Genomic DNA, 13,705 nt, shown 5'->3' with positions numbered 1-13,705 from the left:
TTCACTATGCCGAAGAAGAACGACGCACCGGCCAGTTTTGAAACTGCGCTGAGTGAACTGGAGCAAATTGTTACCCGTCTTGAGAGCGGCGATCTCCCGCTGGAAGAGGCGCTCAACGAATTCGAGCGCGGCGTGCAGCTGGCGCGCCAGGGGCAGGTCAAGCTGCAGCAGGCCGAGCAGCGCGTGCAGATCCTGCTTTCCGACAGCGAAGACGCGAAAACCACGCCTTTCACACCGGACGCCGAGTAAATGGATTTTGCCAACGAGCTTCAGGCGCGTGTCGTACGCGCCAACGACGCCCTGCGCCGTTTTATTGCGCCACAGCCTTTTCAGAACACTCCACTGGTTGAAGCCATGCACTATGGCGCACTCTTGGGTGGAAAGCGCCTGCGCCCGTTCCTGGTGTATGCCACCGGCAATATGTTTGGCATCAGCGATAGCACGCTGGACGCTCCGGCAGCCGCCGTTGAGTGCATTCACGCCTACTCGCTGATCCACGACGATCTCCCGGCGATGGACGACGACGATTTGCGTCGGGGTAAACCCACCTGCCATATCAAGTTTGGCGAGGCGAATGCCATCCTGGCGGGTGATGCCCTGCAGACGCTAGCGTTCTCGATTCTGAGCGACGCGCCAATGGCGGAAGTGGCTGACCGCGACCGTCTGGCGATGATCTCCGAGCTGGCAATGGCCAGCGGCGTGGCCGGCATGTGCGGCGGACAGGCGCTGGATCTTGAAGCGGAAGGACGTCAGGTTAATCTGGAACAGCTGGAGCGTATTCATCGCCATAAAACCGGGGCACTGATTCGTTCCGCCGTTCGCCTGGGCGCGCTGAGCGCGGGTGAACAAGGGCGCAAAGCCCTGCCGATTCTGGACAGATACGCAGAAAGTATCGGTCTGGCATTCCAGGTTCAGGATGACATTCTGGATGTGGTGGGCGATACTGCAACATTGGGTAAACGTCAGGGTGCGGACCAGCAGCTTGGCAAAAGTACCTACCCCGCCCTGCTGGGTCTTGAGCAAGCCCAACGTAAAGCCCGGGATCTGATTGACGATGCCCGCCAGTCGCTGAATGAACTGGCTGCGCAATCGCTGGATACCTCGGCACTGGAAGCGCTAGCGGACTATATAATCCAGCGTGATAAATAAACTATATATCTCGATGAGCCTTTGATGAGTTTTGATATTGCCAAATACCCGACACTGGCGTTAGTTGACTCCACCCAGGAGTTACGTCTGTTGCCGAAAGAGAGCCTGCCGAAGCTGTGCGACGAGCTGCGTCGCTACCTGCTCGACAGCGTAAGCCGCTCCAGCGGCCATTTCGCCTCCGGGCTTGGCACGGTAGAGCTGACCGTGGCGCTGCACTACGTCTATAACACGCCGTTCGATCAGCTCATCTGGGACGTGGGTCACCAGGCCTATCCGCACAAAATTCTGACCGGCCGTCGCGATAAAATTGGCACCATTCGTCAGAAAGGCGGCCTGCACCCGTTCCCGTGGCGCGGTGAGAGCGAGTACGACGTGCTGAGCGTCGGCCACTCCTCTACCTCCATTTCGGCGGGCATCGGTATTGCCGTTGCCGCCGAGAAAGAGAATAGGCAGCGCCGCACCGTCTGCGTGATTGGCGACGGCGCCATCACCGCCGGTATGGCCTTCGAAGCCATGAACCACGCGGGCGACATCAAGCCGGACATGCTGGTTATCCTCAACGATAACGAAATGTCGATTTCCGAAAACGTCGGCGCGCTGAACAACCATCTTGCTCAGCTGCTCTCCGGCAAGCTTTACTCGTCGCTGCGTGAAGGCGGTAAAAAGGTCTTCTCCGGCGTACCGCCGATCAAAGAGCTGCTCAAGCGTACCGAAGAGCACATCAAAGGCATGGTCGTGCCGGGTACCCTGTTTGAAGAACTGGGCTTTAACTATATTGGGCCGGTTGACGGTCACGACGTGCTGGGTCTGGTGACCACGCTCAAGAACATGCGCGACCTGAAAGGCCCGCAGTTCCTGCACATCATGACCAAAAAAGGGCGCGGCTACGAACCGGCGGAAAAAGATCCGATCACCTTCCACGCGGTGCCTAAATTTGACCCGTCCAGCGGCTGTCTGCCAAAAAGCAGCGGCGGCATGCCGAGCTATTCAAAAATCTTCGGCGACTGGCTGTGCGAAACCGCCGCAAAAGACAACAAGCTGATGGCGATCACCCCGGCCATGCGCGAAGGCTCCGGCATGGTGGAGTTCTCCAGAAAATACCCGGACCAGTATTTCGACGTGGCCATTGCCGAGCAGCACGCGGTGACGTTTGCAGCGGGCCTGGCGATCGGCGGCTACAAGCCGGTTGTCGCTATCTATTCCACCTTCCTGCAGCGCGCCTACGATCAGGTGATCCACGACGTGGCGATTCAGAAGCTGCCGGTGCTGTTTGCTATCGATCGTGCGGGCATCGTCGGTGCCGATGGTCAGACGCACCAGGGCGCGTTTGACCTGTCGTTCCTGCGCTGCATTCCGGATATGGTTGTCATGACGCCAAGCGACGAGAACGAATGTCGTCAGATGCTGTTTACCGGCTACCACTATCAGGATGGCCCAAGCGCCGTTCGCTACCCGCGCGGCAATGCGGTAGGCGTTGAGCTTCAGCCGCTGGAAAAACTGCCGCTTGGTAAAGGAGTGGTTAAGCGTCGCGGTGAAAAAGTGGCGATCCTGAACTTCGGCACGTTGATGCCCGAGGCCGCGAAAGTGGCTGAAACGCTGAATGCCACGCTGGTGGATATGCGCTTTGTGAAGCCGCTCGACGAATCTCTGATCCTGAGTATGGCTGAGGCCCACGACGTGCTGGTGACGCTGGAAGAAAACGCCATCATGGGCGGTGCGGGCAGCGGCGTGAACGAGGTACTGATGGCAAATCGTAAAGCCGTGCCGGTGCTGAACCTCGGCCTGCCGGATCATTTCATTCCGCAAGGTACCCAGGACGAAGCCCGCGCGGCGATTGGCCTGGACGCTGCCGGTATGGAAGCTAAAATCCGCGCCTGGCTGGACTAATCCCTCCCCTTTTCCGCTCCTGCTATGCTTAAACCTGGTGTTTAAACAGCAGGAGCGGAACCGTGCAATACACAACATTAGGAAAAACGGACCTTAAGGTTTCCCGACTTTGCCTGGGCTGCATGACCTTTGGCGAGCCCGATCGGGGGAACCACGCCTGGACGCTGCCGGAAGAGAGCAGCCGTCCGATTATCAAACGCGCCATCGAGGGCGGCATTAACTTCTTTGACACCGCCAACAGCTACTCCGACGGCAGCAGCGAGGAGATTGTCGGCCGCGCCCTGCGCGATTTTGCCCGTCGGGATGACGTTGTCGTTGCCACCAAGGTCTACTACCCGGTGGGTGACCTGCCGCAGGGCCTTTCTCGCGCGCAGATCCTGCGCTCCATTGATGACAGCCTCAGACGCCTGAACATGGATTACGTCGACCTGCTGCAAATTCACCGCTGGGATTACAACACGCCGATCGAGGAGACGCTTGAGGCGCTCAACGACGTGGTCAAAGCCGGTAAAGCACGCTACATCGGCGCGTCGTCTATGCATGCGTCGCAGTTTGCCCAGGCGCTGGATCTGCAGGCGCAGCACGGCTGGGCGTGCTTTGTCACCATGCAGGATCACTACAATCTGATCTATCGTGAAGAAGAGCGTGAGATGCTGCCACTGTGCCATCAGGAGGGCGTGGCGGTCATCCCGTGGAGCCCGCTCGCGCGCGGTCGCCTGACCCGTCCGTGGGGCGAAACTACGGCCCGTCTGGTCTCGGATGAAGTGGGAAAAAATCTCTATGAAGGAACAGAGGCCAGCGATGCACTGATTGCCGAACGCCTGGCCGGGATTGCCGATGATACCGGCGCAACCCGCGCCCAGGTGGCGCTGGCGTGGCTGCTGGGCAAGCGCGGCGTCGCGGCTCCCATTATCGGCACGTCCCGGGAAGAGCAGTTGGACGAACTGTTAAACGCGGTGGATATCACGCTGACGCCCGAACAGGTTGCCGAGCTGGAGACGCCGTATCAGCCGCATCCGGTGGTGGGGTTTAAATAAGCCCCATCTTTTGTAGGCCGGGTAAGGCGGAGCCGCCGCCCGGCAATACAAAGCGTACAAACTCACGCGAAGTGATCGTACCCTTTCCAGTCCAGCGTAACCGGCGCACCGTCTTTCACAAACTTCAGCCCTTCACTCTCCGGCATGATCTGACCTATGCAGGTGAATTTCGCACCAAGGTGCGCTAACGCCACGTCGAGCGTTCCGCGGTTCAGCTCCGGAACGGTAAAGCACAGCTCGTAATCTTCGCCACCGGACAGCGCCCAGCGCAGCGCCTGCGCAGGTTCGACATGACGAAGCAGTTCCTCTGACAGCGGGAACAGATCCAGATCAACGCGCGCCCCAACGCCGCTGGCCTTTAAAATATGGCCAAGGTCTGAGATCAGCCCGTCAGAGAGGTCGATAGCAGAGCTCGCGCGCTCGCGCAGCGCCTGGCCGTGCAGAATACGCGGCGTCGGGCGCAGATGGCGTTTCACCAGATACGCCGCGTCGTCGGCATCCTTTACGGTTAAGCGATCCTGGAGAATCGCCAGCCCTGCCGCACTGTCGCCCGGCGTACCGGTGACGTAGATCCAGTCGCCGGGTTTTGCACCCGAGCGCTTCAGCGCGCGGCCGAGCGGCACATAGCCGTGGATCGCCAGCGTCATCGACAGCGGCCCGGCAGTGGTATCACCGCCAATCAGCTGCATATCGTAGTAGTTAAGCTGCTCAAACAGCGCATCGCTGAAAGCTTCAAGCCAGGCTTCGTCTACCTCTGGCAGCGTCAGCGCCAGGGTTAACCACGCGGGATCGGCCCCCATCGCCGCTAGATCGCTGACGTTAACCGCCAATGCTTTATACGCCAGATCGGCAGGATCGATATCCGGTAAGAAATGACGGCCGCACACCAGAGTGTCGGTGCTGATGGCCAGCGTCTGTTTTTCTGGAATATTGAGAAGTGCACAGTCATCGCCGATGCCGGTTTCAACATCAAGACGAGAGGTTCTGACACGGTCGAAATAACGGGCAATCAGGGAGAATTCGCCGCATGCCATACGTTATGCCTCAGCAAATAAAAGAAAAAACCGGAGCCGCACCGCCCGTCAGGCAATGCAGGACTCCGGTTTGCGGATCACTTTTTGTGGGGACGGATCGCAGGTGCTGCTTTATCAAGTACGCCGTTTACAAACTTGTGGCTGTCTTCAGCGCCGAAGGTTTTCGCCAGTTCGATCGCTTCGTTGATGGCCACTTTGTACGGCACATCATCACGTTTAGACAGCTCAAACAGCGCAATACGCAGCACTGCTTTTTCTACCTGGCCCAGCTCTTCGAGCAGACGGGACAGATAAGGCTTCATCAGACCATCGAGATACGCGCTATTAGTCGCCACTCCCGACAGCAGTTCACGGAAGTACAGAACGTCAACGTCTTTCACGTCCTGTTCTGACAGGAACTGGTATTCAACATCAGCGATGTCGTTCTGGGACAACTGCCAGGAGTAAAGTGCCTGGACGGCACATTCACGGGCGCGGCGACGAGCAGCAGGTTTCACGGAATTCCCCTTACAAAAAAATCAGGCCTTGATGGCTTTCAATACATTAATCATTTCAAGCGCGGTCAGTGCAGCTTCTGCACCTTTGTTACCGGCTTTGGTGCCAGCACGTTCGATGGCTTGTTCAATACTTTCGGTGGTCAGCACGCCGAATGCGACAGGAATTTCAGCATCCTGCGCAACGTGTGCCAGGCCGTTGCTTGCACCGCCCGCAACGTATTCGAAGTGCGCAGTGCCGCCACGAATAACGGTACCCAGCGCAATCACCGCGTCGTATTTACCGGTTTTCGCCAGCGCGCCTGCCGCCAGTGGCAGTTCGTAAGCGCCTGGAACCCAAACAACGGTAATGTTGTCATCTTTAACCTGGCCGATACGTTTCAGGGCGTCAATCGCACCTTCCAGCAGGCTGTCGTTGATGAAGTTGTTGAAACGCGCAATGGTGATGGCGACGCGAGCGTCCGGGGTAGCTACAGCAGCTTCAATAATGTTCATACTCTTCCTTTACGGGTTCATTTGGCCCCGCAGGGGGGCGGATTTTATCATAATACTTTGCGCACTGCTTCCCTATTTCAGGAGCAATTACGCTGTCGTTAAGTGGAGGCAGACATCCGGACCTACCGGACGAATCTCGCTAAATGTGAGTTGCGGTGCGTCGGCCAGTTTTTCAAGGCCGGGCAGCACAAAGAGGCCGCGCGCGTCGTGGCCTAACAGTTTAGGCGCAACGTAAACAAGCAGTTCATCCACCAGCCCGGCCTGTAAGAGCGCACCGGCGAGCGTTGGCCCCGCCTCTACCCAGATGCTGTTCACCTGCTGCTTGCCGAGCAGCATCATCAGCACCACCAGATCCAGATGGCCGTTATGCTCCGGCACCAGAATGCTGCGCACGCCTTCCGGCCATTCGCGCGTATCTTCTTTGGTGCGGGCAATCCAGGTCTCACCAGGCTGCTGGACGATGCGGTGCTCCGGCGTCACGCGGTTCTGGCTATCAATGACAATACGCAGCGGCTGACGCAGGTTCTCCTGCGGGTAAAGAGCCTGGGTATCGGCATTCAGCTCGTCCCAGCGCACGGTCATGGCCGGATCGTCAGCCAGAACGGTTTCACTGCTGGTGAGAATAGCATGGCTTTGCGCGCGCAGACGTTGCACATCGCGCCTTGCCTGTGGAGAAGTGATCCACTGGCTTTCACCGTTTGCCATTGCCGTACGGCCGTCCAGCGAGGCGCCCAGCTTGAGCTGAATATACGGGAACCCCGTGCGCATGCGCTTCAGGAAACCTTTATTGAGCGCTTCCGCATCCTGCATCATCAGACCATGGCTGACGTCAATGCCTTCCTGCTGCAGACGATACAGACCGCGTCCCGCCACCTGCGGATTTGGGTCCTGCATCGATGCGACCACGCGTGAAACACCCGCCGCGATCAACGCTTCACAGCACGGCGGCGTACGCCCGTGATGGCTGCAGGGCTCCAGCGTGACGTAGGCTGTGGCACCGCGCGCCTTCTCACCGGCCATGCGCAACGCATGAACCTCGGCATGCGGTTCGCCCGCCCGATAGTGAAACCCCTCTCCGACAATCTCGCCATCGTTGACGATAACGCACCCGACGTTCGGGTTGGGATGGGTAGTAAAACGACCGCGCTGCGCCAGCTTCATGGCTCGCGCCATGTAAATCTCATCCTGCATGAGCTTAATCCTGTAAGCGGGCGATCTCTTCGCCAAACTCTTTGATGTCTTCGAAGCTGCGGTAGACCGAGGCGAAGCGGATATAGGCGACCTTATCGAGCTTTTTCAACTGCTCCATCACCAGGTTGCCGATCATTTTGCTTGGCACTTCACGCTCACCCAAACCACGAAGGTAAGATTTTATGTGGTTTAACGCCATCTCCACGTCGTCCGCGCTGACGGGACGTTTTTCGAGGGCCTTCAGCATCCCGCTGCGCAGTTTCTCTTCGTTAAACGGCTCGCGCACGTCGTTACTTTTTACCACGCGCGGCATTACCAGCTCTGCAACCTCAAAGGTCGTGAAACGCTCGTTGCACACCAGACACTGCCGACGACGGCGTACGGATGACCCTTCGCCCACAAGACGAGAGTCGATGACTTTGGTATCCACAGCGGAGCAGAATGGGCAATGCATACGGTATCCCTGTTATCTGGTTAACTAATTTTCATTTTACCCTGATCTGGCCTGACAACAAAGGAAGAGCTTTTTGAGACAAAGGATCTATATCTCACATGATGATGCTGGTTAACATTAAGGCGATCCGTTATTTCAAGGAAATAAACGCAATGACAAGACGTTACCTGAAAATCTTGCTGGTGGGGAGCCTCTTCACCCTTAGCGCCTGTGCACAGCAAACCGAAGTCCGTCAGTTGAAACAGAGCGTCAATACGCTCAATACGGCGATGGACAAGCTGAACAAAGAAACGGTGAAAATCACCCAGCAAAACGCGCTGAATGCCAAATCCAGCAGCGGGGTTTATCTGCTGCCGGGCGCGAATACGCCTGCGCGTCTCAATAGTCAGATCGGCACGCTAAAAATGTCTCTGGTGAATGTGGCGGCGAACGCAGATGGTACTCGCGCAACATTACGCATCCAGGGAGAGTCCAACGATCCGCTGCCAGCCTTCAGCGGCACCGTCGAGTGGGGGCAGATCCAGGGCACAACGGAGAACTACCAGGAGGTGAACGTGAAGAATCAGCTCTTCACCGCCCCGGCCAGTGTTTTAGCACCAAGCGATGTGGATATTCCGCTTCAGTTAAGCGGCGTTACGCCGGAACAGTTAGGCTTTATCCGCATTCACGACATTCAACCCGCCGCGCACTAATCCCCTCCTTTTTAGCGGAGCGCAATGTCACTCCGCTAACATTTACATTTCGTATGGATTGGCAACATAAATGATTGCCGCTACAATCCCGCCCGTTTAAAGTACGCAAACGTGAACGCAATCGATTACGCGCATGAGAGATATGTGAAACAACACATATTTTTGTGAGCAGGGATTCCTATAATAGGCACCGCAGAAACACGAAATATTTAGAAACGCAATTCGCGCATTTTTCACTCCCGAAAGGGAATTTCAATCAGTGGCATGATTATGAAAAAAACATTACTCGCAGCTGGCGCCGTGCTGGCACTTTCTTCCTCTTTCACTGTTAACGCAGCGGAAAACAATAAACCACAATACCTCTCCGACTGGTGGCACCAGAGCGTTAACGTAGTCGGCAGCTACCACACCCGTTTCGGACCACAGATCCGCAACGATACCTACCTGGAGTACGAAGCATTCGCCAAGAAAGACTGGTTTGATTTCTACGGCTACATGGATGCACCGGTCTTCTTCGGCGGTAACTCTCAGGCAAAAGGTATCTGGAACCACGGTTCTCCGCTGTTCATGGAGATCGAGCCGCGCTTCTCCATCGACAAGCTGACCGGCACCGACCTCAGCTTCGGTCCGTTCAAAGAGTGGTACTTCGCGAACAACTATATCTACGACATGGGCCGCAACGAGTCTGGTCGTCAGAGCACCTGGTATATGGGTCTGGGTACCGATGTTGACACCGGCCTGCCAATGAGCCTGTCCCTGAACGTTTACGCGAAATACCAGTGGCAGAACTACGGTGCAGAAAACCAGAATGAGTGGGATGGCTACCGTTTCAAAGTGAAATACTTTGTACCAATCACTCAGCTGTGGGGCGGTAACCTGAGCTACATCGGCTTCACCAACTTCGACTGGGGTTCAGAACTGGGAGATAAGAGCGGTTACGCAGAGAACGGTATTAAACAGCGTACTAACGACTCCATCGCCTCCAGCCACATCCTGGCGCTGAACTACGATCACTGGCACTACTCTGTAGTGGCGCGTTACTGGCACAACGGCGGTCAGTGGAACGACGATGCCGACCTGAATTGGATGAAAGAAAACGTCCGTTCTACCGGTTGGGGTGGTTACCTGGTTGTAGGTTACAACTTCTAATCAGTGTGGGTTTCGCCCGGTGGCGCTACGCTTACCGGGCCTACGACCCAAATGTAGGCCGGGTAAGGCGTAGCCGCCACCCGGCCTTTTACTGCTTCACCTTCCGCAAAAAATCCGCCAGAGACCTGTCCGCGCTCTCGCTAAAACGCCTCTCCGTAGCCACAATATTGAGGCATCGGTCGAGCCGGAAACAGCGATAGTCATCGCGCCGTTCACACCACGCAGCCAGCAGCCAGCGCTCTCCCCAGAAGAATAGCCCCAGCGGCTGAACCTCGCGCTTTGAGAGCTGTCCTGCTTCATCACGGTAATGCAGCGCCAGCACGCGCTGGGCGGAAATCGCCTGATGAATCATGTCAAAATCGCTGCGGGAGTGGCTTTGCATGCAAAAGTCCGGGGCGTAGATCCGCGTCTGCTCCGCCTTTCGGCGGCTCTCCTCGGGCAGGATAGCCAGCACCTTCTCCTGAGCCGACTCCAGCTCGCGCGACAGCGATTCCCCACCCCAGGTTTTGAGCAGGCGAATCGCGACGATCAGCGCCTCGGACTCCTTATTTGTCAGCATCAGCGGCGGCAGGTCAAAGCCCGACATCAGCCGATATCCACTTCCCGCCTCACCTTCCACCGGCACGCCGGAAAGCGACAGGTCGCGGATATCGCGATATACCGTGCGCTCGGACACGCCAAGCCGGTCCGCGAGATGCGCTGCCGTTGTCAGACGCCTGCCCCGCAGGATCTGCACAATCTGAAACAAACGGTCAGCGCGTCGGGTCATAACTTTGTCCGCTCTCAGGCAGGTTGATGGAGCCCGACGCGGTTGCCCTCGCTGTCGGTAAACAAGGCGATAGTGCCAATGCCATGCGGCAGTTCCAGCGGGCCAAACACGCACTCGCCGCCCGCAGAGGCGATGCGATCGAGCGTGGCCGCCAGATTGTCAGTATGCAGGTAAATAATAGCGCCCTGCAAAGACGGTGTAACGCCGTCAAATTTTGCCAGTGCGCCTCCGGTACCCGGATCCTCATGCGGGAAAACGGCCAGCTCCGCACAGTCCATTTTCTCGCGACGCAGCGCAAGCTGCATCACGGGCTCATAAAATTTGATGGCGCGCTCCATATCCGAGACCGGAATTTCAAACCAGTTAATGACGCTTTTCATACATCCTCCTGCCTGTTGTTTGGGTTCAGAAGGAGTCTACGACAGGGCTCCTGACAGCATACTGTCAGGAGTGTTTGTCAGGAGCAGATAAAAAAAATCCCGGTCAACCGACCGGGATTTCGATAACGCGCTAAACGTCGCCTTACGGCAGAATGGACGGCTGATCCGCCCCTTCTTTCTCGACTTTCTGCTGGAGCAGGTGCTCGCGCTTCATGCCGAGTTTCAGTGCCAGGGCGGACGCAACGTAGATAGACGACGCCGTACCGATGGTGACACCAATCAGCATGGTCAGCGAGAAGCCTTCCAGTACCGGACCACCGAAGAGGAACAGCATCAGGATCACCATCAGGGTGGTACCGGATGTGATCAAGGTACGGTGCAGCGTCTGGGTCAACGACACGTTAAAGATCTCGTACGGCGTACCTCGACGGATCTTACGGAAGTTTTCACGGATACGGTCAGATACCACGATACTGTCGTTCAGCGAGTAACCGATAACGGACATCAGTGATGCCACGATCGTCAGGTCAATCTCAATGTGGAACAGCGACAGTATGCCCATGGTGATCACCACGTCGTGCGCCAGGGCGATAACCACACCGGCCGCCAGTCGCCACTCAAAGCGGAAACCGACGTACACCAGGATGGAGATCAGCGCCACCAGCAGCGCCATCGCGCCGGTCTGCGCCAGGTCAGCACCTACGCTTGGGCCGACGAACTCAATACGCTTAACCGCCGCGTTCTGGCTGGTTGTTTCGTTAATCACGCTAACAACCTTACTGCCCAGCTCCTGGCTGCCGTTGGCATCGTGCACTGGCGGCATACGTACCATAATGTCGCGGCTGCTGCCGAAGTTCTGCAGCAGCGGCTCTTCAAAGCCCGCTTTCTGCAGCGATTCGCGCATCTGGTCCATATCGACCGGTTTTTCCAGGGAGATTTCAATTACCGTACCACCGGTAAAATCGAGCCCCCAGTTAAAGCCTTTCACGCCCATAATGACGATGGACAGAATCAGCAGGAAACCTGAAATGCCGAAGGCCCAGTAGTCCCAGCGCATAAAGTCCCAGACTTTACGGCCGTGGTTCAATTGTTCAACAGTATATTCCTGTGCCACAACGCACTCCTCAGATAGACAGCTTTTTGACGCGCTTGCCGCCGTACAGCAGGTTCACGATGGCACGGGTGCCGACAATAGCGGTAAACATTGACGTTGCGACACCGATACCGGTTGTAATCGCAAAGCCTTTGATAGCGCCGGTACCCACTGCATACAGGATAAGAACCTTGATCAGTGTTGTTACGTTCGCATCGAAGATAGAGCTGAACGCGCCTTTATAACCTTCGTCAATCGCCTGCTGAACAGAACGACCGTTGCTCAACTCTTCTTTGATACGTTCGTTAATCAGTACGTTGGCGTCGACCGCCACCGCAAGGGTCAGAACGATACCCGCAATACCCGGCATGGTCAGCGTCGCCCCCGGCAGCAGGGACATGATGCCGATAATCAGCACCAGGTTCGCAATCAGCGCAGAGGTCGCAATCAGACCAAACTTCTTATAGAAGAAGATCATGAACAGAATAGAGACCACCAGACCGGCCAGACACGCTTCCAGGCCCTGCTGGATGTTTTGCATACCCAGAGTTGGACCAATGGTACGTTCTTCAACAATCTGAATTGGCGCAATCAGCGCACCGGCACGCAGCAGCAGGGAGAGCTGACGCGCTTCGTTCGGGTTGTTGATGCCGGTAATACGGAAGCTGTTACCCAGACGAGACTGGATATTGGCGATGTTAATCACCTCTTCCTCTTTCACCAGCACAGCACGGCCGTTTGCATCTTTCTTACCGCTGTCTTTGTACTCCACGAACAGGGTTGCCATCGGTTTACCGATGTTGTCCTTGGTGAAGTTAGACATGATGTTACCACCCGCGCTATCGAGCGAGATGTTAACCTGCGGCTGGTTGTATTCGTCCTGGCTCGACGTGGAGTCGGTGATGTGATCACCGGTCAGAATCACGCGTTTGTACAGCACAACTGGCTGACCTTCGCGGGTCTGTTTCACTTCGGAGTCACCCGGAATACGGCCAGAAGCGGCAGCAGACTGGTCAACGTTGGTATTCACCAGACGGAATTCCAGGGTTGCGGTCGCACCCAGAATCTCTTTCGCACGCGCGGTGTCCTGAATACCCGGCAGTTCAACCACGATACGGTCAGCACCCTGACGCTGTACAAGCGGCTCGGCCACACCCAGTTGGTTTACACGGTTACGCAGAATGTTGATGTTCTGCTGAACGGCATATTCACGCGCTTCTTTCAGGCGCGCATCGGTCATCACCGCACGCAGCTGGTTGCTGCCCTGCGAGGAGATCACCAGGTCACGGTGACGTTGAGTCAGATAATCTACAGCCTGATCGCGCGCCGCGCTGTCGCGGAACGTGATGCTCATGCCGTAGTTATCTTCTTTACGCACGGTGGTGTAAGCGATGCCTTTATCACGCAGATCGCTGCGCAGGCTGTCGATATTCTGTTCCTGCAGCTTGCCGAGCGCGGTATCCATATCCACTTCCATCAGGAAGTGAACGCCGCCACGCAGGTCAAGACCGAGTTTCATTGGCTCTGCCTTCATCGCAGCCAGCCAACGCGGGGTTGCAGGGGCAAGGTTAAGCGCCACGACGTATTTGTCACCCAGCACGCCCATCAGCGCTTCGCGAGCGCGGAGCTGCGTGTCGGTGGTGTCGAAGCGAGCAAGAATTGCGCCCTCTTCCAGAGCCACAGACTTAGCGGTAATTTTTTCTTCTTGTAACGTTTTCTGGACCTGGATCAGCGTTTGCTCACTGGCGGCGACACCGCGCGCGCCAGTGATTTGAACAGCCGGATCCTCACCATACAGGTTGGGAAGCGCGTACAGCAGGCCGACGAGAATCACGACGACCAGCATGATGTACTTCCACAAAGGATAACGGTTTAACACGG

The 13,705-nt window shown here is 56.7% G+C and carries 15 protein-coding genes; 6 read left to right on the top strand and 9 right to left on the bottom strand.

The features are described 5' to 3' along the window. The first annotated feature begins 6 nt into the window (after positions 1–6). The 4 genes from xseB (at position 7) to LRM19_RS00535 (ending at position 4,073) form a co-directional block, all read left to right on the top strand. A complete protein-coding gene (xseB, locus tag LRM19_RS00550; RefSeq protein ID WP_008503331.1) occupies positions 7–249 on the top strand; it encodes an exodeoxyribonuclease VII small subunit in 243 nt (80 codons plus the stop codon). Then, positions 250–1,149: a (2E,6E)-farnesyl diphosphate synthase gene (ispA, locus tag LRM19_RS00545; RefSeq protein WP_133293879.1), complete on the top strand. Its 900-nt coding sequence runs from the start codon at positions 250–252 to the stop codon at positions 1,147–1,149. Between the two features lie 24 nt (positions 1,150–1,173). Further along, positions 1,174–3,036, top strand: a complete 1,863-nt coding sequence (gene dxs / locus LRM19_RS00540; protein ID WP_271366881.1) for a 1-deoxy-D-xylulose-5-phosphate synthase — start codon at positions 1,174–1,176, stop codon at positions 3,034–3,036. A gap of 62 nt (positions 3,037–3,098) precedes the next feature. After that, the gene (locus LRM19_RS00535) at positions 3,099–4,073 is read left to right on the top strand and encodes an aldo/keto reductase (protein WP_271366880.1); all 975 of its coding nucleotides are present in this window, start codon (positions 3,099–3,101) and stop codon (positions 4,071–4,073) included. Between the two features lie 62 nt (positions 4,074–4,135). Here LRM19_RS00535 and thiL read toward each other — a convergent pair whose 3' ends face one another. From thiL to nrdR, 5 genes are all read right to left on the bottom strand, one after another. Beyond that, positions 4,136–5,107, bottom strand: a complete 972-nt coding sequence (gene thiL / locus LRM19_RS00530; protein ID WP_115874341.1) for a thiamine-phosphate kinase — start codon at positions 5,105–5,107, stop codon at positions 4,136–4,138. Between the two features lie 77 nt (positions 5,108–5,184). Further along, positions 5,185–5,604 carry a transcription antitermination factor NusB gene (gene nusB, locus LRM19_RS00525; RefSeq protein ID WP_006809908.1) on the bottom strand — a complete coding sequence of 140 codons (420 nt, stop codon included), beginning with the start codon at positions 5,602–5,604 and terminating at the stop codon, positions 5,185–5,187. 21 nt (positions 5,605–5,625) lie between these two features. Next, positions 5,626–6,096 carry a 6,7-dimethyl-8-ribityllumazine synthase gene (gene ribH / locus LRM19_RS00520; RefSeq protein ID WP_006176874.1) on the bottom strand — a complete coding sequence of 157 codons (471 nt, stop codon included), beginning with the start codon at positions 6,094–6,096 and terminating at the stop codon, positions 5,626–5,628. An 87-nt stretch (positions 6,097–6,183) separates the two neighbouring features. Next, on the bottom strand, positions 6,184–7,287 hold the full coding sequence (gene ribD, locus LRM19_RS00515; RefSeq protein ID WP_127729763.1) for a bifunctional diaminohydroxyphosphoribosylaminopyrimidine deaminase/5-amino-6-(5-phosphoribosylamino)uracil reductase RibD: 1,104 nt from the start codon (positions 7,285–7,287) through the stop codon (positions 6,184–6,186). 4 nt (positions 7,288–7,291) lie between these two features. Further along, positions 7,292–7,741 carry a transcriptional regulator NrdR gene (gene nrdR, locus LRM19_RS00510; protein WP_008503337.1) on the bottom strand — a complete coding sequence of 150 codons (450 nt, stop codon included), beginning with the start codon at positions 7,739–7,741 and terminating at the stop codon, positions 7,292–7,294. 152 nt (positions 7,742–7,893) lie between these two features. Between nrdR and LRM19_RS00505 the strand changes: the two genes are divergently transcribed. Both LRM19_RS00505 and LRM19_RS00500 read left to right on the top strand, forming a co-directional pair. Further along, positions 7,894–8,433, top strand: a complete 540-nt coding sequence (locus LRM19_RS00505; RefSeq protein WP_111963494.1) for a DUF3251 domain-containing protein — start codon at positions 7,894–7,896, stop codon at positions 8,431–8,433. 270 nt (positions 8,434–8,703) lie between these two features. Beyond that, positions 8,704–9,582: a nucleoside-specific channel-forming protein Tsx gene (locus tag LRM19_RS00500; RefSeq protein ID WP_271366876.1), complete on the top strand. Its 879-nt coding sequence runs from the start codon at positions 8,704–8,706 to the stop codon at positions 9,580–9,582. An 88-nt stretch (positions 9,583–9,670) separates the two neighbouring features. On the opposite strand, the gene LRM19_RS00495 is transcribed toward LRM19_RS00500, so the two are convergent. The 4 genes from LRM19_RS00495 to secD form a co-directional block, all read right to left on the bottom strand. Beyond that, positions 9,671–10,351 carry a helix-turn-helix transcriptional regulator gene (locus LRM19_RS00495; RefSeq protein ID WP_111963426.1) on the bottom strand — a complete coding sequence of 227 codons (681 nt, stop codon included), beginning with the start codon at positions 10,349–10,351 and terminating at the stop codon, positions 9,671–9,673. A 14-nt stretch (positions 10,352–10,365) separates the two neighbouring features. Further along, positions 10,366–10,731 carry a VOC family protein gene (locus LRM19_RS00490; protein ID WP_115874339.1) on the bottom strand — a complete coding sequence of 122 codons (366 nt, stop codon included), beginning with the start codon at positions 10,729–10,731 and terminating at the stop codon, positions 10,366–10,368. 142 nt (positions 10,732–10,873) lie between these two features. Next, on the bottom strand, positions 10,874–11,845 hold the full coding sequence (secF, locus tag LRM19_RS00485) for a protein translocase subunit SecF (protein ID WP_008503342.1): 972 nt from the start codon (positions 11,843–11,845) through the stop codon (positions 10,874–10,876). Between the two features lie 10 nt (positions 11,846–11,855). Continuing rightward, positions 11,856–13,703 (bottom strand): protein translocase subunit SecD, encoded by a 1,848-nt coding sequence (gene secD / locus LRM19_RS00480; protein WP_071957349.1) that lies wholly within the window; start codon positions 13,701–13,703, stop codon positions 11,856–11,858. Positions 13,704–13,705: the final 2 nt, after the last annotated feature.

Origin of the sequence: Enterobacter sp. PI-10 (assembly GCF_027947695.1) — a bacterium.
GTDB lineage: Bacteria > Pseudomonadota > Gammaproteobacteria > Enterobacterales > Enterobacteriaceae > Enterobacter > Enterobacter vonholyi.
The sequence above is the reverse complement of the archived record's forward strand: the minus strand, read 5'-3'. Positions and strand labels throughout refer to the sequence as shown.

Excerpts from the sequence above, each read along its gene's own strand:
- xseB (WP_008503331.1), top strand. The coding sequence starts at position 7 with ATGCCGAAGAAGAACGACGCACCGGCCAGTTTTGAAACTGCGCTGAGT.
- ispA (WP_133293879.1), top strand. The coding sequence starts at position 250 with ATGGATTTTGCCAACGAGCTTCAGGCGCGTGTCGTACGCGCCAACGAC.
- dxs (WP_271366881.1), top strand. The coding sequence starts at position 1,174 with ATGAGTTTTGATATTGCCAAATACCCGACACTGGCGTTAGTTGACTCC.
- thiL (WP_115874341.1), bottom strand. The coding sequence starts at position 5,107 with ATGGCATGCGGCGAATTCTCCCTGATTGCCCGTTATTTCGACCGTGTC.
- ribH (WP_006176874.1), bottom strand. The coding sequence starts at position 6,096 with ATGAACATTATTGAAGCTGCTGTAGCTACCCCGGACGCTCGCGTCGCC.
- ribD (WP_127729763.1), bottom strand. The coding sequence starts at position 7,287 with ATGCAGGATGAGATTTACATGGCGCGAGCCATGAAGCTGGCGCAGCGC.
- nrdR (WP_008503337.1), bottom strand. The coding sequence starts at position 7,741 with ATGCATTGCCCATTCTGCTCCGCTGTGGATACCAAAGTCATCGACTCT.
- LRM19_RS00505 (WP_111963494.1), top strand. The coding sequence starts at position 7,894 with ATGACAAGACGTTACCTGAAAATCTTGCTGGTGGGGAGCCTCTTCACC.
- LRM19_RS00500 (WP_271366876.1), top strand. The coding sequence starts at position 8,704 with ATGAAAAAAACATTACTCGCAGCTGGCGCCGTGCTGGCACTTTCTTCC.
- LRM19_RS00495 (WP_111963426.1), bottom strand. The coding sequence starts at position 10,351 with ATGACCCGACGCGCTGACCGTTTGTTTCAGATTGTGCAGATCCTGCGG.
- LRM19_RS00490 (WP_115874339.1), bottom strand. The coding sequence starts at position 10,731 with ATGAAAAGCGTCATTAACTGGTTTGAAATTCCGGTCTCGGATATGGAG.